General features: G+C 72.0%; 13 protein-coding genes. 8 read left to right on the forward strand and 5 right to left on the reverse strand.

Annotation, left to right across the window (positions count from 1 at the left end; genetic code table 11):
• Positions 1-3,797, forward strand: a 3,797-nt coding sequence (locus tag ACIBVL_RS19550; RefSeq protein WP_399098454.1) for an SDR family NAD(P)-dependent oxidoreductase, incomplete at its 5' end; no start/stop codon positions are given.
• A gap of 88 nt (positions 3,798-3,885) precedes the next feature.
• Here the strand turns inward: ACIBVL_RS19550 and ACIBVL_RS19555 are convergent.
• On the reverse strand, positions 3,886-4,527 hold the full coding sequence (locus ACIBVL_RS19555) for a TetR/AcrR family transcriptional regulator (RefSeq protein WP_399098455.1): 642 nt from the start codon (positions 4,525-4,527) through the stop codon (positions 3,886-3,888).
• Between the two features lie 136 nt (positions 4,528-4,663).
• Between ACIBVL_RS19555 and ACIBVL_RS19560 the strand changes: the two genes are divergently transcribed.
• A complete protein-coding gene (locus tag ACIBVL_RS19560) occupies positions 4,664-5,476 on the forward strand; it encodes a DUF4097 family beta strand repeat-containing protein (RefSeq protein ID WP_399098456.1) in 813 nt (270 codons plus the stop codon).
• Positions 5,477-5,566: 90 nt separating this feature from the next.
• Here the strand turns inward: ACIBVL_RS19560 and ACIBVL_RS19565 are convergent, their stop codons facing one another.
• Together ACIBVL_RS19565 and ACIBVL_RS19570 are read right to left on the reverse strand one after the other, a co-directional pair.
• The gene (locus ACIBVL_RS19565; protein WP_399098457.1) at positions 5,567-6,760 is read right to left on the reverse strand and encodes an FAD-dependent monooxygenase; all 1,194 of its coding nucleotides are present in this window, start codon (positions 6,758-6,760) and stop codon (positions 5,567-5,569) included.
• Positions 6,761-6,809: 49 nt separating this feature from the next.
• Positions 6,810-8,309: a class I SAM-dependent methyltransferase gene (locus tag ACIBVL_RS19570; protein ID WP_399098458.1), complete on the reverse strand. Its 1,500-nt coding sequence runs from the start codon at positions 8,307-8,309 to the stop codon at positions 6,810-6,812.
• 266 nt (positions 8,310-8,575) lie between these two features.
• On the opposite strand from ACIBVL_RS19570, the gene ACIBVL_RS19575 reads away from it, so the two are divergent.
• Positions 8,576-9,373, forward strand: a complete 798-nt coding sequence (locus ACIBVL_RS19575) for a thioesterase II family protein (RefSeq protein WP_399098459.1) — start codon at positions 8,576-8,578, stop codon at positions 9,371-9,373.
• A 21-nt stretch (positions 9,374-9,394) separates the two neighbouring features.
• On the opposite strand, the gene ACIBVL_RS19580 is transcribed toward ACIBVL_RS19575, so the two are convergent.
• Both ACIBVL_RS19580 and ACIBVL_RS19585 read right to left on the reverse strand, forming a co-directional pair.
• Positions 9,395-10,081 carry a 4'-phosphopantetheinyl transferase gene (locus ACIBVL_RS19580; RefSeq protein WP_399098460.1) on the reverse strand — a complete coding sequence of 229 codons (687 nt, stop codon included), beginning with the start codon at positions 10,079-10,081 and terminating at the stop codon, positions 9,395-9,397.
• A 61-nt stretch (positions 10,082-10,142) separates the two neighbouring features.
• Positions 10,143-12,914 (reverse strand): AAA family ATPase, encoded by a 2,772-nt coding sequence (locus ACIBVL_RS19585; RefSeq protein WP_399098461.1) that lies wholly within the window; start codon positions 12,912-12,914, stop codon positions 10,143-10,145.
• A 533-nt stretch (positions 12,915-13,447) separates the two neighbouring features.
• On the opposite strand from ACIBVL_RS19585, the gene ACIBVL_RS19590 reads away from it, so the two are divergent.
• The 5 genes from ACIBVL_RS19590 (at position 13,448) to ACIBVL_RS19610 (ending at position 18,838) form a co-directional block, all read left to right on the forward strand.
• Entirely contained in the window at positions 13,448-14,992 is a 1,545-nt protein-coding gene (locus ACIBVL_RS19590; protein WP_399098859.1) for an acyl-CoA carboxylase subunit beta, read from the forward strand.
• Positions 14,989-15,222 (forward strand): acyl-CoA carboxylase epsilon subunit, encoded by a 234-nt coding sequence (locus ACIBVL_RS19595; RefSeq protein WP_399098462.1) that lies wholly within the window; start codon positions 14,989-14,991, stop codon positions 15,220-15,222. The genes ACIBVL_RS19590 and ACIBVL_RS19595 overlap by 4 nt, the downstream gene beginning before the upstream one ends.
• 80 nt (positions 15,223-15,302) lie before the next feature.
• Positions 15,303-17,063, forward strand: coding sequence for an acetyl/propionyl/methylcrotonyl-CoA carboxylase subunit alpha (locus ACIBVL_RS19600; protein WP_399098860.1), 1,761 nt, complete (start codon positions 15,303-15,305; stop codon positions 17,061-17,063).
• A gap of 259 nt (positions 17,064-17,322) precedes the next feature.
• Positions 17,323-18,111 carry an enoyl-CoA-hydratase DpgD gene (gene dpgD / locus ACIBVL_RS19605; protein ID WP_399098463.1) on the forward strand — a complete coding sequence of 263 codons (789 nt, stop codon included), beginning with the start codon at positions 17,323-17,325 and terminating at the stop codon, positions 18,109-18,111.
• A 118-nt stretch (positions 18,112-18,229) separates the two neighbouring features.
• Positions 18,230-18,838, forward strand: a complete 609-nt coding sequence (locus ACIBVL_RS19610) for an NAD(P)H-dependent oxidoreductase (protein WP_399098464.1) — start codon at positions 18,230-18,232, stop codon at positions 18,836-18,838.
• Positions 18,839-18,910: the final 72 nt, after the last annotated feature.

Consider the following 18,910-nt stretch of genomic DNA (forward strand, 5'->3'; position numbering starts at 1 on the left):
AGGACCGGGTCGGCATCGCGGCCGTGAACGGGCCGTCGTCGGTGGTGGTCTCCGGCGACGAGGACACCATCGCCGTGCTGGAGGGGGACTGGCAGAAGGCAGCGGTCCGTACCAAGCGGCTGACGGTCAGCCATGCGTTCCACTCGCCGTTGATGGATCCGATGCTGGACGACTTCCGTGTCGTCGTCACTCAACTCGTCTTCAATGAGCCGAAGTTGGCAGGTCTGTCGCCGCAGGTGACGGATCCGGAGTACTGGGTGCAGCACGTCCGCCGTCCGGTCCGTTTCACCGACGCGATCACCGCCCTCAACGACGAGGGCGTCACCCGCTGGCTGGAGCTGGGCCCCGACGCTGTCCTCACGGCTCTCGCCCAGCAGATCCTGGACGACACCGAAGGCCACGTCTTCACCCCGTCCCTGCGCGCAGGCCGCCCGGAGACGGAGACCTTCTTCACCGCCCTGGCCCACCTCCACGTCCACGGCACGGACATCAACTGGACCCAGCTGTACACCACGTGGGGCGGCAAGCAGGTCGCGCTCCCCACCTACCCCTTCGAACACCGGCACTTCTGGCTGGAAGCGGGAATGGGCCGCGGCGGTGCCGACGTCGTCTCCGCCGGTCTCGGCAGCACCGACCACCCCCTGCTCGGAGCCGCGGTGCCGTTGGTCGACTCGGACGGCTACCTCTTCACAGGCCGGCTGTCGCTGTCGACCCACCCGTGGCTGGCGGATCACGCGGTCGCGGGAACCGTCCTGCTCCCCGGGACGGCCTTCGTCGATCTCGCGGTCCACGCGGGTGACGCCGTCGGCTTCTCCGTCGTGGAGGAGTTGATGCTGGAGGCCCCGCTCATCCTGGACAAGGACAGGGCGGTCCAGCTGCAACTGGTCGTCGCCGGCGCCGACGAGAAGGGCCGACGTGCCTTCACTGTCGCTTCACGCTGCGAGGACGAGCCGTGGGTGCGGCATGCGAGTGGTGTGTTGGTGGAGGGTGTGCCGTCGGTCGGTGTGGATGTGTCGGTGTGGCCGGTGGTGGGTGCGCGTGAGGTGGTGACGGAGGGGCTGTACGAGGGGTTGGCGGGTGCTGGTCTGGAGTATGGGCCGGTGTTCCGTGGGTTGCGGTCGGCGTGGCGGCTGGGGGAGGAGGTCTTCGCCGAGGTGGGGTTGCCGGAGGAGGCGGTTGTCGAGGCTGGGCGTTTCGGGGTGCATCCGGCGTTGTTGGACGCGGCGTTGCATGCGATCGGTCTGACGGGTGTGGGGGAGGGTGGCGAGGGTCCGTTGCTGCCGTTCGCCTGGTCCGGGGTCGGTTTGCTGGCGTCGGGTGCGTCGGTGTTGCGGGTGCGGTTGACGCCGGTGGGTTCGGGGGCGTTCCGGCTCGTGGCCACGGATCAGGCGGGCACACCGGTCGTGGTCGTCGAGTCCCTGATGCTGCGTGCCGCTCCCAAGGGCGGGATCGGCCGATCTCAGGCCTCCGACGCGTTGTTCGCCGTGGAGTGGGCGGCCGTGTCGGGTGCTGCCGTGGAGGCGGATGCCTCTGTGGCGGTGGTGCCTGTGGGGCTCGGGGTGCATGAGGCCACGGCGTGGGCGTTGGAGACGATGCAGAAGCATCTGGCCTCGGGCGCAGGGGTGCTGGCGGTCGTGACACGGGACGGTGTGTCGGCCGGTGGTGTTGTCGCTGATCCGGTGATGGCTGCGGTGTGGGGTCTGGTGGCTTCGGCGCAGGCGGAGAATCCGGGCCGGATCGTTCTGGTGGACGCGGACGGGGACGACGTTGTGGCCCTGGCTGTGCGGGCGGGTGAGCCGCAGGTGGCGGTGCGGGAGGGCGTTGTTCTGGCGCCGCGCTTGATCCGTGCCGGCGGTGTGACTGCCGAGTTCGGCGGTTTCGGTGGCGGAACGGTGCTGTTGACGGGTGCGACCGGCGCGTTGGGCGGTGTCTTCGCCCGGCATCTGGTGAGTGCTCATGGTGTACGTCGTCTGCTGCTGGTCTCGCGTCGGGGCGGGCAGGCCGCCGGTGCCGCCGACCTCGCCACAGTACTCATCGACTTGGGTGCCGAGGTGGAGTTCGTCGCGTGTGATGTGGCGGACCGTGAGGCGGTGGCTGCTCTGCTGGCGGGCCGGGATGACATCACGGCTGTGGTGCATGCGGCGGGTGTCCTGGACGACGGTGTGGTGTCGGGTCTGACCGCGTCCCGCGTGTCGGGGGTGCTGCGGGCGAAGGCTGACGCGGCCACGCATCTGCACGAGCTGACCGCCAACCTGGCGGCGTTCGTGGTGTTCTCCTCGGTGGCGGGTGTCTTCGGCGCTCCGGGTCAGGGTGCGTATGCGGCGGCCAACCGCTATCTGGACGCGCTGATGGAACAGCGCCGTGCCCAGGGGCTTCCGGCGCTCTCCCTGGCCTGGGGTCTGTGGCAGACCGAGGGCGAGATGACCGACGGCCTCTCTCAGGCGGACCAGGCTCGTATGGCGCGCGGTGGTGTCCTGCCGCTCACCGAGACCGACGGTCTGGCGCTGTTCGACGCGGCGCTGGCCGGGGAGGCTCCGGTCGCTGTTCCGGTACGGCTGGATCTGCGGGGGCTGCGGGCCGCGGACCCGGCGATGGTGCCACCCCTGCTGCGCCGACTGGTGCCCGCAACCCGCCGTAACGCCGCCACGGGCGGCATGACGGGCGCAGCCGCCCCATTGGCGCGGCTCCGCGAACTGCCGGTCGCCGAACGGGCTGCGGCCGTACTGGAGTTGGTGCGCGGTCAGGTGGCCGAGGTGTTGGGGCATGGTTCGGCGGAGTCGATCGACGCCGACCGTACCTTCCAGGACTTCGGGTTCGACTCGCTGACCGCCGTCGAACTCCGCAACCGACTCAACACCCTGACCGGGCTGCGGCTGCCCGCCACCCTCGTCTTCGACCACCGGACCTCGGCCGAGCTCGCCGTCCACGTCGACGAGCAGTTGGGCGACGCGGTGACGCAGGAGTCCTCCGGCGGGACCGGCGCGGGCAGCGGTGGGCCCGGGATGATCACGGAGCTGTTCCGGCGGGCGGTCGCGGACGGTCGTATCGACGAGGCGGGCGAGATGATCGCGGTCGCGTCCCGGCTGCGGCCCACGTTCACGGAGCCCGCGCAGGTGGAACGGCGCCCCGAGCCGGTGTGGTTCGCCTCCGGGCCCGCCCGGCCGGTGGTCGTGTGCTTCCCCGCGTTCAGCGCAATCTCGGGGATCCACGAGTACGCGCGGTTCGCCACCGGCTTCCAAGGGCTGCGCAGTGTCTGCGCGCTGCCGCACCCGGGGCTCGCCGCCGGTGAACCGCTGCCGGACTCCGTCGACGCGCTGGCCGCGCTGCACGCCGAGACGGTGCTCGAACTGGTCGGGGACGCGCCGGTGCTGCTCGTCGGACGGTCGGCGGGCGGCTGGGTCGCGCACGCCGTGGCCGGGGAACTGGAGCGGCAGGGCAGGCCGGCGGCCGGAGTCGTCCTCGTCGACACCTTCCCGAACGCCGGTGACCGGGCCGCCTACGAGGCCATGACGAACGGGATGCTGGAGCGCGACGGACTGTTCATGTCGGTCGACGACCACAGCCTGACCAGCATGGGCGGCTACACCCGGCTCTTCGTGGACTGGCAGGCCCGGCCCGTCGCGACGCCCGAGCTGTTCCTGAAGGCGGCGGACACCTACGCGGGCGGCGCGGGGGCGGGCTCCTGCTGGCTGCTGCCGCACGAGCTGGTCGAGGTGCCGGGCGACCACTTCACCATGCTGGAGGACCACTCCGCGACGACCGCCGAGGCAGTGGAGGCGTGGGCGGCCCGGCTGTAGCTCATCACCGCACGGCACGGCCGCCGTCGTACGGATCCGATCCGTACGACGGCGGCCGCCTCCCGTCGAACGTGCTCGCCGCCGTGCCTCAGGCCTTGTCCGCGCCGGCGATGCCGTGCAGGACGAACGCCGTGAGGGTGTCGATGGCCTCGTCGTCGTCCGGGACCCGGCCGGCCGGGGCGGCGTCCGTGATGAGCCAGCCCCGGGAGAACTCGTTGAGCAGGGCCATCATCGCGGCGGCCACCAGGTCCACCGCACCCGGCAGGGCCACGCCGTTGCGCTCCATGTCGTGCAGGTGCTCGCGCAGGACGCGGGTCTCGGCGAGCTGGAGTTCCGCGAGCCGGCGGGCGAAGTCCTCGTTGACGATGGCGGCTTCCTGCAGGGCCCGGATCTCGGGGCGGTGCTCCTTGTACATGTGCCAGACCACGGCCACGTGCCAGCGCAGGTGTTCCGGGTCGGACAGGTCGTGGCTGTCGCCGTGCCCGGCCAGGCTGCGGCCGGCCTCGCTGATCCAGTCGGTCAGCAGGGCCTCGAGGATGGACTCCTTGCTCGGGAAGTGGTTGTAGAACGAGCCCGACGCGCGGCCGGCCGCCGCCGAGATGTCGCTGATCTTGGCGTTGAGGAAGCCCTTCTCGGCGAACACCTTGCGGGCCGCGTCCTTCAGGGCCGTCTCGGTACGGGCGGCCTGCGCCTTGCGGGAAGTGGCGCCGGCGGGCGACTTGGCCGTCATGAGGGCTCCCTCGGGGTCCGGATCGGGCTTGACAGCGAATGACTCTAACCCCACAATGAATGAAAAGTCACTGAATCGCGAGTCACTGAAACTGAAGTCGCTGAATCGTGAGTCATCCAGGGGAAGGGCCCGCGCCATGTACGAGTTCACTGCGGGCGGGCCGGTCGCGGCCCGCATCAAGCTGCACGGCGGCAGCTGCTCGCTCACGGCCGGCGAGGGCGCCCGGGTGACCGTGCGCGTCGAGCCCGAGACGCCGGGCCGCGAGGCGGACCGCAAGGCCGCCTCCCGGGCGGCGGTCGCGTTCGAGGGCGGGCGGCTGACCGTGCGGGTGCCCAAGGGCGGCGGCGCGGGGCGGTTCGTCGGACTGCCGGGCGGCCGGGTCCGGGTGGCCGTCGAGGCCCCCGCCGGCTCCGCGCTCGACTTCGCGGCCGACTCCGCCGACCTGGCGGTGCACGGCGCGCTGGGCGCCCTCAAGGTGGACACCGGCTCCGGCGACTTCGTCGCCGACCGCGTCACCGGGGACGTCTCGGTCGACACCTCCTCGGGCACCCTCCGCCTCGGCCACGCCGAGGGCACCGTCGACTTCGGCAGCGGCTCCGGCGACCTCCAGGTCACCCACGCCGTCGGTGCGGTGCGGTTCCACTCCTCCAGCGGCGACCTCGTCCTCGGTACGACGGAGGGGGACGTCCGCGTCGACACCGCCTCCGGCGACCTGCGCATCGCCGGAGCCCGGGGCGGCTCCGTGCACGCCCGTACCTCCTCGGGGCGGATCGAGGTCGGCGTCGAGGAGGGTGTCGGGGTGCGCCGGCGCTCCACCTCCGGCGGCAGGTACCGCGGCGACCTCACCGAGGACACCCCCGCCGCGCCCGGCGCCCGCGAACTCCACCTCGACCTCAAGACCTCCGCCGGCGACATCGCCGTACACCGGACCACCACGACCCGAGCCTGACCGCGCTGCCGGGCGAGCCGGCCGTACTCATGGGCCCCGGACATCACCGTGCCCCGCCGGAAACCCGGCGGGGCACGGTGATGTGATCGGTCAACTCGCCGTCAGGAACTCGCTGAAGGTCCGTACCGTCCACGACGTCATCCGCGTGTACGGCACCAGCCCGGGGGCGAACCGCAGGAACCGCGGCGGTGCCGGGCGGTTCTCCGCGCCCTTGGCGATGGTGTGCAGCCGTTGGAGTTTGCGGGCCCGTACCGTCTCGTGCGCACGCAGCCGCTCCTCCGTCGTACCGCCGCCCGGGGCCGTCAGGGCCCGCTGCAGGCTCCACACGTCCTCCAGGGTCTGGTTCACGCCCTGGGCCAGCGTCGGCGGCACGGCGTGCACCGCGTCGCCGAGCAGGGTGACCCGGCCGCGCCCCCACCGGTCCGGGACCCGGTGCAGGATGTGCGGGAAGAGGCCGATCTCGTCGTCCGTGAGCTCCGCCAGCAGCTCCGGAACCGGAGACACCAGATGCCCGAACCGCTCCCGGAGATTGCGCGTGGCGGACACCTCCGAGGCCATGCCGAACTCGCCGGTGCGTTCGTCCCGCACCCCGCGCGGCACCCGGTCGCCCTCCGCCCACGGCGTCACGAACACCCACTGCACCTGGCCGTTGCCGGCGTTGAACATCGTGGCGAAGCCGGACTTGCCGTGGAAGACGAGCCCGTGGTTGCCGTCCGGCAGCGCGACCGGCACCCGGGTCAGACCGTGCCAGGTCGCATAGCCGGTGTACTGGGCGGGGGTCTCCCCGTGCAGGTGCCGCCGGATCGCCGAGCGGTGTCCGTCGGCGCCGATCAGCAGGTCGGCCTCCGCCTTCGTACCATCCTCGAACTCGGCGACGACCGGCCCCGAACTGCCCTCGGGCGGCTCGGTGATGCCGACACAGCGCTTGCCGTAGCGCAGGACCCCCTCCGGCAGCCCCGCGGCCAGTTCCTCCACGAGGCGGCCGCGCGGCACGACGACCGTGGGGTGCCCGAACCGCTTCGCCATCCGGTCCAGTTCGATCCTCAGCAGCGTGTGGCCGTCCTCGGAGAGCGTGTCCATGGCGTCCATACGGCTGCCGAACGACTCCGGCTCCAGGCCGAGATGACGCAGCACACCCGTGCCGTTGGGCCACAGGATCAGCGAGGCACCCTCCACGCGCAGCCGGTCGGCCTGCTCGTACACCTCGACCTCGTGGCCCGCTGCCACCAGATAGCGGGCGATGGCGAGGCCGCCGACGCCGACTCCGATGATCACAGTTCTCATTGGGACATCCCCCAGGCTCTCGCGCGGCGGGCCGCCGCGCAGGCGGTGGTCAGGGCCGGTTCTCGCGAACAGCCGTGATGAACAGGTAGGAGCCCGGACCGGTCTCCTCACGGATCGTCAGACCGGCCTCGGCCAGCCACTTGCGGATCACTTCGCGCGGGTACAGGTGCACACGCAGCGCCTTCTCCTGACGGGCCTGGAACTCCCGGTACAGCGGGTCCTCGTCCGGCAGGAAGGTGAACAGGGTGAACGTTCCGCCAGACTGCAGCACCCGGCCGATCTCCGCGATGACCTGTCCCTGGTAGGGCAGGGTCTGCAGCGCGTTCCAGCAGCTGACGGCGGTCAGCGAGGCATCCGCGAACGGCAGGTTCACCGCGCTGCCGCGCACCGCCGGCAGCTGTGGTCCGGCCGCCTGGAGCGCCGCCAGCATCGAGGTCGACAGGTCCAGCGCCACGACGCGGTCCGGGCCCAGTTCCTCGGCCAGCACCCGGGTGAACCGGCCCGAGCCGGCGGCCAGATCGAGCACGGGGCCCTCGGTGGGGCGCGCGTTGGTGGTGAGGAAGCGGATCTCGTCGTCCACATCGAGCAGATCGTCGAAGTCGCGGCCCATCACGCGCAGGAACGCCGGGCGCAGACCGCGCTCGTAGCGGGAGACCTGGGCGACGTCGTTGAGGATCATCGCCTCCATGCCCTGGCCCGCGGCCGACGACAGGTCCAGCCAGCCGTCGCCGGCCGGGTGCGCCTTGCCGCACGCCGCACAGCGGGCGCCGCCCTCGCCGAACGACAGGGCCCCGGTGCAGTCCGGGCAGGCCAACAGCTTCTCGAACGGGGCGAGCCGCTCGACGGCGTCCACGCCCTGCGAAGCGGCCCGGCCCTGTTCGCGCTCCGGCTCCACGTGGTCCGGCGCCGCCGTGTACGGGGCGGCCGGGGTGTCCAGCAGGGCGATCGCCTTCGAGGCGGCGTAGTCGCGCAGCGCCCGGGTGTCGCTCTGCCACATGGCCTCGAGCTGCTCCTCCGGCATCATGCCGTGCCACTGCCCGTCGGCGGCGCGCTCCGCCTCGGTGACCGCCCACATCGCCGGCGACGGCCACACCCGGGCCAGTACCGCGCCCGGCTGCCGTCGGCCGGCCAGCGAGCGCTCCAGCCGGGACCGGTCGTCCGGACTGAGGGCGAGACCGTCTGCGGCGGCCAGGATCCGCTCGGCGTCCTCGGGGAAGTGCCCGGCGAGGAAGAGCAGCGCCGCCACCGTGCGGCGGTCCCCGGCGGCAAGCTCGAACACCGGCAGGACGTCCGCGAGTCCGTCGCGTACCGCGTCGTGCGCGTCGGTGTCGGCGAGCAGGCCGAGGAGGAGCAGCAGGTGCGGCAGCCGGGACGGCGAGGCCCCGGCCGCCGCTGCCACGAGGGCGGGCACGGCGGCGTGGCCGGCCTCCGTCGCCGTGGCCTGCCCCTCGCCCGCCGGAACGCTGCGGAAGGCCTGGTCGAGCTGCCGGAGGGCGGAGTGCAGATCGGAATCCGGCGCGCCGAGGAAGGCCTCGAGTGCGTCGGTCACTGGGGAAGAGGGCTCCGTGGTTGTCATGCCGGGACCGTAACCGCGCGAGGGACGCCATTTCAGGGGGGCGGAGCCCGGATAGGGGTGGATTCAGGGGGCACCGAGCCAGTAGGGGGTGGGGAGTTGGGTAAAGCGCTTGCGAGCAGGGGTTCAGCGGACCGGCGGACGTTGTTACCTTCAGCGGAACATTCGGAGGGGCGGCCGGACCGTGCGCTGTGCACGGGCTGTGCGACCGGGCCGCCACGGGGGGAACGGAGTGTCGCGGTATGACCGACTCTGCCGGTAGGTTCGACCAGTGGATCAAGTGCTTCCACCCCGGGCCGGACAGTGGAATGCAGCTGATCTGCCTGCCGTACGCCGGGGGTTCGGCGAGCGGCTGGTTCAGGTTGTCCGCCGCGCTGCCGCCGTCGATCCAGGTGTGGGCCGCACAGTATCCCGGCCGGCAGGAGCGGCGCCGGGAGCGACCCATCGAGGATGTACGGGAGTTGGCCGCCGCACTGGTGGACGTGGTGCGCGACCGGCTGGACGGGCCCTACGCTCTGCTCGGCCACAGCATGGGCGCCCTCGTCGCCTTCGAGATGGCGCGGCTGCTGGAGTCCGGACCCGGGCCCGGCCCCGCGGCGCTGGTGGCCTCCGGGCGGCGGGCGCCGTCCACCGTGCGCGACGAACGGGTGCACCAGCGGGACGACGCCGGGGTGGCCGAGGAGCTGCGGCTGCTCAGCGGCACCGACCCGGTCTTCCTGGACGACCCCGAACTACTCGGGATGATCATGCCGGCGCTGCGTGCCGACTACCGGGCGGTGGAGACGTACTCCTGTCCGCCGACGGCCGCCGTCAGCTGCCCGGTGACCGTGCTGGTCGGTGACGACGACCCGCGGACCACCATCGACGAGGCGCGGGCGTGGGAGCGGCACACCGACGGGGAGTGCGACCTGAGGATCTTCCCCGGCGGCCATTTCTTCCTCGACGACCGTGTGCCCGACGTCGCCAACACGCTCTCCGACATCCTGCTCCCGCACTACGCGGGCGGCACGACGGGCGGGCATCTGCGACTGGCGCCCTGACTGCCGTATTCCCCGAGGGAGTTACCCGCCGGCCGGTACCACCACCGCGGTGAGGGCGATACCGTCGCGCACCAGCCAGCGGCCGTCGAAAGCGGCGGGCGCGCCGGGGGCGGTACGCAGCAGACGGGCGCGGAAGACACCCCCTGGTACAGCCTCCGGTCCGGAACCGGGGGTGCCCCGGAACTCGATGTCGGCGTCCTCGAAGTCCAGCCGGGTCCCGGTCAGCGGATACCACGCCTTGTAGACGCTCTCCTTCGCACTGAACAGCAGCCGGTCCCAGTGGACCACCCGGTCCGCGCCGTTGCGCGAGGCGGACAGCACCCGGGCACGTTCGGCGGGCAGGGCGACGGCCGCCAGTACGTCGCCCGGCAGCGGCGCGTGCGGTTCCGCGTCGATACCGAGGGCCCGGACGTCGACCGTCCGGGCCACGGCGGCCGCCCGGTACCCGGCGCAGTGGGTCATGCTGCCCACGACCACGTCCGGCCACCGCGGCTCACCGCGAGGGCCGGACAGCACCGGCACCGCCGGCAGCCCGAGCGCGGCCATCGCCCGCCGCGCACATCCCCGCACCGCGGCGAACTCCCGTTGCCGCCCCACCACTGCCCCGCCGACCAGTGCCGCCTCCTCCGCGAACAACGCCCCGACCGGCGCGTCGTCGGCGGTGGTGTACGCACAGGCCACCGTCGAGGGAAGCAGGTCGGCGATCACGGGATCTCCTGTCGGTGCAGTGGGCACCGGGCCGCGGCGACGGCCCGGTGCCGGCGCCCGCTCAGACCGCGGTGAGGTCGGACTCCTGCAGCAGGAGACTGGTCGGGAGGTCCTGGCGATGGCGGACGTCGAGCTTGCGGTAGACGCGGGTCAGGTGCTGCTCGACGGTGCTGACGGTGATGAACAGCTTGGCGCCGATCTCCCGGTTGGTGTGCCCCTGCGTCGCCAGCGCGGCGACCCGCAGCTCGGCCTCGGTCAGCGAGCCGATGGCGTCGGCCTTGTCCTGCCCGCCCCGTTCCTGACGGGCCGCCTGCCCCGGGAACAGCGACTGGTACAGCGCCTCCGCCCCACAGTCCTTCGCCACCCGCCAGGCCCGCCGGGCGAACGTCCTGGCCTTCGCCGGTTCGCCCAGCTGGTGATGGAGGTGGCCCAGGTCGGCCAGGCCCCACGCCAGCTCGTAGCGGTTGCCACCGGCCTGCAGCAACTCCACCGCCTGGCCCAGCAGTTCGACCCGCCGCACCGGATCCTTGGTCGCCGCGAGGATCCGCAGCGCGACACCACGGGTGCCGGGCCGGCCCGACTCCGCCACCGCGAGATGCTCCTCGATGAGCTGGGCCGCACGCTCCGCGTTGTCGGTACGGAGCCAGATCTTCGCGGCGTTCACCCGCCACGGCACCAACTCGGCCGTGTCCATGCCCCATTCGCGCATCCGCTCGCCGCAGCTGAGGTGGTCGGCGAGCGCCGCGTGTGTACGGCCCTCCATCATGTGGTGGCGGGCCCGGGCGGACAGGTAGTGCAGCCCGAACCGGGTGTCGAGCATGTGCTCCGGCACGGGGCGGGCCACCAACTGGGCGGCCGTCTCGCTGTCGCCCATGCTCAACGCCGCGTTGATCGCGGTGGACAGCGGAATGCCCACCCCGACGCCCCACGCCTCGGCGGGCATGAGTTCCAGCGAGGTCTGGGCGAGCCGGGCGGCTGTCGGCAGGTCCCCCAGGCGCAGCGCGACCACCGCGCGCAGCGAGCCCAGCACCGCCCGCCAGGTGGGTGCCTGCCGTTCGGCGGCTTCGGCCTCCAGCCGTCTGCCCCACTCGGCGGCGACGGTGAGCCGGCCGCCGTAGATGAGCGCCGATACGGCGGCGGTGAGGACCTCCAGCGTGTGGTCGTGCAACCGCACACTCTGCAGTACCTGTTCCGCGGTGTCGGAGACCTCCTGGTGGTTGTGTCCGCGCAGCACCGAGGAGAGCGCCCACAGGGCGCGCCCCGCGGCGGCGGCGGTCGGGTCCGTCGCGGCCTGCGCGGGCGACGCACGCACCGGCAGCGGGGCGGGCTCGTGTCCGGTGCGCCGGGCGATGGCCGGATAGGTGCTGTCGATCCACATCCGCAGTGTGTCGAGCCCCCCGGCGACGGCCGGATCGGTACGGGCGGCGTCCTCGGCGGCACGCAGCGCGGCGACCGCCTCGTCGGCCATGCCGTGCCACAGCAGACCGGGCACGACCGACAGCGTGTGGCCGGCGGGGAGCCGGCCCTCCCCGGCAGGACCCGCGAGGGTACGCAGCTGCTGCGCGGCGACCCCCGGCCGGGTCCGCCAGACCGTGGCGGCCAGTTCGGCGCCGATGCACAGCCGCTCCGCCTCCTCCGCGGCCGTCTTCTCGGCGTGCCGCAGACAGCGCAGGGCCAGTTGGGTGCGGTCGATGCGCTGCGCCTGGCGGCCGGCCTCGGTGAGCACCCGGGTCGCCCACGGCTCGCCGGGCTGACCGGCGGTGAGCAGGTGGTCGGCGATGTCGAGGGCCGGCGCGCCCTCGCTGTAGAGCAGCGCGGCGGCCTGCTGGTGCAGATCGGCCCGTTCCTCGGGCGGCAGGTCGTCGAGTACGGCGTCCCGCACCGCCGTCTGCCGGAAGTGCCGGCCGGTGAGGAGGCCCGCGTCGGTGAGGACGCGCACCGTGCGCTCGACCGTCGCGAGCTCCAGACCGGCCAGCCGGGCGAGCGCGTCGACGGAGCCGTGCCCGTCCAGTACGGCCAGGGCCCGGGTGATCCGCAGCCCGTCCGGGCCGCTGCGGTGGATACAGGTGAGCGCCGCGTGGACGTAGGCGTCCCCGGCCAGCGGGGTGCCGTCGCCCTCGGCGCGCGGGCCGGCCGCCGCCCGGTCCTGCAGCAGCGCGTGCAGCAGGAGAGGGTTGCCGCCCGTGAGGGCGAAGACCTCGGCGGCCCGTGGCGCGTTGCCGGGCTCCGCGAGGGAATGGGTGAGCCGGGCGGTGCCGTTCTTGCTCAGCGGCCCCACCGTGACCCGGCGGACACGGGGCTGGTGGAGCAGTTCGCGCAGTGGCGCCGTCACGGGGATGCCGTACTGCGCTCCATGGCTGACGAGCAGGGACGCGGGTGCGTAGCGGGCCCGGCGGTGCAGGTAGAGCAGGACCCGGAGGGACTGCTCGTCGGCGTGGTGGATGTCGTCGACGGTCAGCAGCAGCGAGCCGCGTGCGCTGAGGGAGACCATCACCTCGTGGAAGAAGCGCAGCAGCGGCGGCGCCGGCACGGGCGCGCCCCTGGCCGCGCGTATCTCGTCCGGCATCAGCGGCAGTTCACCGGCGAGTGCCAGGCCCCGGAAGAGCTGGTCGACCATCGCGTACGGAATGGACTGTTCCATGGACGAGCACTGCGCGCTGAGCACGCGTATTCCGTCGTCTGTTGCGCGTTGTACCACTTCTTCCAGGAGTTCGGTTTTCCCGCAGGCCACAGGGCCGGTGATCACCCCGAGATGGGGACCCTGGGCGGGTTTCTGGTCAATTAGTGGGCACAGTTGTGCGAGTTGTACGTCACGTTCGATGAACAACCTCAATTCGCCTCTCCCCCGTGGGATGTGACGCCGACGGCAGCCGTTCGGGGCTCATAGCGCACTCCATCTTCACCAGCACCGTCAGTCGTTCACATGTTCCGCCGGACTCTAGCAACCTACTCAAAAGTAAGTGGGGCGCGGACTTCAAGAACCAGCAAAGCCGGGCCAACTCCCTTTGCAGTACCTCTAGTTGGGTGAACCTGGGACGAGGCGGGGTGTGGCATCGGTTCCGGGGCCCCGATAAACGCCTTGCGATTAAGGGGTTATAGGGGGTGCGGAACAGGGGGGAACACGCCCGGGACAGGGGCGGACATCGGTGGTGGCGGTATGCGGCCCGCGGCTTCAATGAGGCGCTGTGAGGACGTGGGGTCCTCCGGCCCAAGGGGCCGAACCAAGCGGAACCGGGGGTGACGCACGGCATGTCCATCGTTCACGAGGTTGCCGGAGATACGGGCGAACGAAACGGGCTGCCGCCCGCCGGGGCCGTACCCCAGCAGCGCACGGCGCCGCCGGCGACGGCCACCGCGGGGGTCGACATGCGCACAGCCGCGGCCCGGCTGACGGACATCCGCGAACGGGCCCGCTGCGGGCCCGGCGAGCGGGCCACGCAGGCGCAGCATGCCCGCGGCAAGCTCACCGTCCGCGAACGCATCGCCCTGCTCTTCGACGACGGCGCCTTCACCGAGGTGGACGGCCTGCGCCGGCACCGGGCCACCGGGTTCGGCCTCGAGGACCGCCGCCCCCACACCGACGGCGTCGTCACCGGCTGGGGCCCGGTCCACGGCCGTACCGTCTTCGTCTACGCCCATGACTTCCGCATCTTCGGCGGGGCGCTGGGCGAGGCCCACGCGGAGAAGATCCACAAACTGATGGACCTGGCCGAGGCGGCCGGCGCGCCCATCGTGGGACTGTGCGACGGCGCCGGGGCACGCATTCAGGAAGGCGTCTCGGCGCTGGCCGGCTACGGCGGCATCTTCCGCCGCAACGTGCGCAACTCCGGTGTGCTGCCCCAGATCAGCGTCATGCTCGGCCCCTGCGCCGGCGGCGCCGCCTACTCGCCCGCGCTCACCGACTTCGTGTTCATGGTGCGCGACACCTCGCAGATGTTCATCACCGGCCCCGACGTCGTCCAGGCCGTCACCGGCGAGTCCATCACCCAGGACGCCCTCGGGGGCGCCGACGCCCACGCCACCACCTCCGGCGTCGCGGCCTTCGCCTACGACACCGAGGCCGAGTGTCTGGAGGAGGTCCGCTGGCTGCTGTCGATGCTGCCGTCCAACAACCGTGAGACGCCGCCCGAACTGCCCGTCGAAGACCCGGTGGACCGCCGTACCGAGGCACTGCTCGACCTCGTGCCCGCCGACGTCCGCCAGGCGTACGACATGCGTCTGGTGATCGAGGAGATCGTCGACGACGGCGAGTTCACCGAGGTCCACGCGGGATGGGCGCAGAACATCGTCTGCGGCCTGGCCCGGCTCGGCGGCCGGGTCACCGGCATCGTCGCCAACCAGCCCGCACAGCTGGCCGGCGTCCTCGACATCCACGCCAGCGAGAAGGCCGCCCGCTTCGTGACCATGTGCGACGCCTTCAACATCCCCCTGGTGACGCTCGTCGACGTCCCCGGCTTCCTGCCCGGCGTCGACCAGGAGCACGGCGGCATCATCCGGCACGGCGCCAAACTGCTCTACGCCTACTGCAACGCCACCGTGCCCCGGGTCCAGCTCATCCTGCGCAAGGCCTACGGCGGCGCGTACATCGTCATGGACTCCCGGTCCATCGGCGCCGACATCTCGCTCGCCTGGCCCATCAACGAGATCGCCGTGATGGGAGCCGAGGGCGCCGCGGGCGTCATCTTCCGCCGGGAGATCGCCGCCGCCGACGACCCCGAGGCCGTGCGCAGCGCCCGGATCGAGGAATACCGCGAGCAGCTGATGCACCCTTATTACGCCGCCGAGCGTGGCCTGGTCGACGACGTCATCGACCCCGCCGAGACCCGCGCGCGGCTGATCGACGCCCTGGCGGTGCTGCACGCCAAGCACGCTGCGCTGCCCAGCCGCAAGCACGGGAACCAGCCGCAGTGAGCGCGCCGACCGAGCGTACCGGCGAGCGTCAACCGGTCATCCGTATCGAACGAGGTGTCCCCGACGCCACCGAGATGGCCGCGCTCGCCGTGGCCCTCCTCGCCGCCGACGAGGCACCGGCGCGGCCCGCGCCCCGGCGCAGGCCGGCCTGGCCCCGCCCCGAACAGGGCCATGAGACGGCCGGCTCCTGGTCCGGGCGGCGCCCTCCGCCATGGCGGCCGTCGTGGTGACCGGCGAGGCGGACATCGTGAACGAGACGAGGCAGAGCGTGGGAACCGGGCGTTCCCTCGCGGGAGGTGGACCCTTGTGCATCCGCAAGGTACTGATCGCCAACCGTGGCGAGATCGCCGTCCGGGTGGCCCGGGCATGCCGGGACGCCGGGATCACGAGCGTGGCCGTGTACGCCGAGCCGGACCGGCAGGCACTGCACGTCCGCGCGGCGGACGAGGCGTACGCCCTGGGCGGTGACACTCCCGCGACGAGCTACCTGGACATGGCGAAGGTGCTGCGGGCCGCCGCCGACTCCGGTGCGGACGCGGTGCATCCTGGCTACGGATTCCTGTCGGAGAACGCGGAGTTCGCCCAGGCGGTCCTCGACGCAGGTCTGGTCTGGATCGGTCCGCCCCCGCAGGCCGTCCGGGACCTGGGCGACAAGGTGGCGGCCCGGCGGATCGCGCAGCGTGCGGGGGCGCCGCTGGTGGCGGGCACCCCCGACCCGGTCGAGGGCGCGCACGAGGTCGTCGCCTTCGCCGAACAGCACGGGCTGCCCCTCGCCATCAAGGCGGCCTTCGGCGGTGGCGGCCGCGGCCTGAAGGTCGCCCGCACCCTCGAAGAGGTGCCCGAGCTCTACGAGTCGGCGGTCCGCGAGGCCGTCGCCGCGTTCGGGCGCGGCGAGTGCTTCGTCGAACGCTACCTGGACCGGCCCCGGCACGTGGAGACACAGTGCCTGGCCGACTCCCACGGCAACGTCGTCGTCGTGTCGACGCGTGACTGCTCGCTGCAGCGCCGCCACCAGAAGCTGGTGGAGGAGGCGCCGGCACCCTTCCTGAGCGAGACGCAGAACGCGGAGCTCTACCGGGCGTCCAAGGCCATCCTGAAGGAGGCAGGCTACGTCGGTGCCGGGACGGTGGAGTTCCTGGTCGCCTCGGACGGCACGATCTCCTTCCTGGAGGTGAACACGCGTCTGCAGGTGGAGCATCCGGTCACCGAGGAGGTCACCGGTATCGACCTGGTGCTCGAACAGTTCCGCATAGCCGCCGGCGAGGAACTCGGCTACGACGACCCCCCACCGCGCGGCCACTCCCTCGAGTTCCGCGTCAACGGCGAGGATCCGGGCCGGGGCTTCCTGCCCGCGCCGGGCACGGTCACCCTGTTCGCGCCGCCGGCCGGACCGGGCGTACGGCTGGACGCGGGCGTCGAGACCGGCAGCGTGATCGGGCCGGCCTGGGACTCCCTGCTCGCCAAGCTGATCGTGACCGGCGCGACCCGGGAGCAGGCCCTGCGGCGGGCGGAACGGGCCCTGGCGGAGTTCCGGGTCGAGGGCATGGCGACCGCCCTGCCCTTCCACCGGGCGGTGGTCACCGACCCCGCGTTCGCCGACGGCCCCCTGCGCGTCCACACCCGTTGGATCGAGACGGAGTTCGTCAACACGATTCCGGCTTTCGACACCCTGGCGGCGGACGAGGACGGCACGGACCGGCCCGCCCGCGAGACCGTGGTCGTCGAGGTCGGCGGCAGGCGCCTGGAGGTCTCCCTGCCCGCCGCGCTCGGTGGGCTGCGGACCCGTGGCGGCCCGGGGCCCGGCACCCGGCCCCGACGCAGGCCGGCCGGACGGGCCGCCACCGCCACCGCCACCGGCGACGCGCTTGCCTCGCCGATGCAGGGCACCGTCGTGAAGCTCGCCGTCGAGGAAGGACAGTCGGTCGAGAAGGGCGATCTGGTCCTGGTCCTGGAGGCCATGAAGATGGAACAACCCCTCAACGCCCACCGCTCCGGCACCGTCAAGAGCCTGGCCATCGAGGCCGGCGCCGCCGTGACGGCGGGCGCGCTCATCTGCGAGATCAAGGACTAGTGCCGGCAGGCGACGTCGTCCGGTGCGTGCTCCCGGCGTGCCGGGCGCAAGCCCTCGTACTGGACGTACTTGGGGTTGTGCCCGGTGCGGCGAGTGGGGCGCCCCCTCCGAGGGAGCGTGCCGGGCGTCGCGACGGGGCGAACGTTGCCCGCCGCGGCACTGGGGGACGCCTCACGGTCCCTTTCCCCCGGGAAGCGGCGGACGTGCCCACGCCGTCCGCCGTCCCGCTCTCAGGCGTGGGCGAGAAGGGAAAGCAGCAGTGGCCACCGAGGTCATCTACGAAAAGCGGGGGCACGTCGCCCATGTGACGCTCAACCGTCCCGACTGCCTGAACGCCATGAACCTGGCGATGCACGCCCGACTGGCCGAGGTCTGGGACGACTTCGAGGCCGACGACGACCTGTGGGTGGCCGTTCTGACCGGCGTCGGCGACCGTTCGTTCAGCGTCGGGCAGGACCTCAAGGAGACGGCGGCGCGTGCCGAGGCCAGACCGTCCACCTTCGGCGGCCGGGGCAAGGCGGGCCATCCCCGGCTGACCGAGAGGTTCGGACTGGCGAAACCGCTGATCGCCCGGGTCAACGGCTATGCCCTGGGCGGCGGCCTCGAACTGGCCCTGGCCTGCGACATCGTCGTCGCCGCGACCCACGCCACGTTCGCCCTGCCGGAAGCCCGGCACGGCATGGTTCCGGGCGCCGGCGGCGTCTTCCGGCTCACCCGCCAGCTTCCGCACCGTGCCGCCATGGGCATGCTCCTGACCGGCCGCCGGATCGACGCGGCGCGCGCCCTGGAGTACGGCCTCGTGAACGACGTGGTGCCGGGCGATGAACTGGACGTCTGTGTGCGGGGCTGGCTGGACGACATCCTCGCCTGCGCCCCGCTCTCGGTGCGGGCGGTGAAGGAGGCCGCCCGCGTCTCCGCTCACCTCTCCCTCGAGCAGGCCTTCGCCACTCGCTACGAGTGGGAGGAGCGGCGTATGTGGAGCGAGGACGCCAAGGAAGGCCCGCGCGCCTTCGCGGAGCGCAGGAGCCCGCGCTGGCAAGGCCGTTGACCTGTCCGGCTTGACAGCGGGGCCGTACGGGCAAGACACTGAATCCACATTCACTGAATCTGGAGTTATTGAATGTTGGTTCGCTGAACGAGGAGTCATCGAACCACCGTGTCGGCTGATGAAGGCGGAACAGCAGATGAAGACGATGGTGATCTTCAACCACCCCTACCAGGGCAGTTACTGCGCGGCGGTCCGGGAAGCCGTGGTGTCCGGCCTCAAGCGCGCCAACGCGGAGATCGACGTCCTCAACCTCGACCAGGACGGCTTCAACCCGGTGATGTCCACCGAGGAGCTGGCGGGCTTCAGCCAGGGCATCGCGAGCGACCCCAAGGTCCTCGACTACCAGGCGCGCATCGCCGACGCGGACCACCTGGTGTTCATCTTCCCGATCTGGTGGGAGCTGATGCCGGCGCTGACCAAGGGGTTCATGGACAAGGTCCTGCTCAAGGGCTTCGCGTACGACGAAGTGGGCCCCCCGCCACGGTTCGTGAGCCGGCTGCCGAAGGTCAAGAGCGTCACGCTCATCACGACCATGACCATCCCGCAGGCCATCTACCGCTTCTACTTCGGCAACGCCATCAAGAAGGCCTTCTTCACGGGCGGCTTCCGCAAGATCGGCATCAAGCGGACCAAGTGGATCAGCCTGCCGAGCGTGAAGTCCGTGTCCCAGGAGAAGCGCGAGAAGTGGCTCGCCGACATCGAAAACCGCTTCGCCCAACTGACCTGACCCCGCACACCACCACAAGCGCCGGCCCCTCCCCGCGTTCACGGGGGAGGGGCCGGCACTTGCGCGGGAACC

The sequence above is a fragment of the Streptomyces sp. NPDC049687 genome (assembly GCF_044465285.1).
GTDB lineage: Bacteria > Actinomycetota > Actinomycetes > Streptomycetales > Streptomycetaceae > Streptomyces.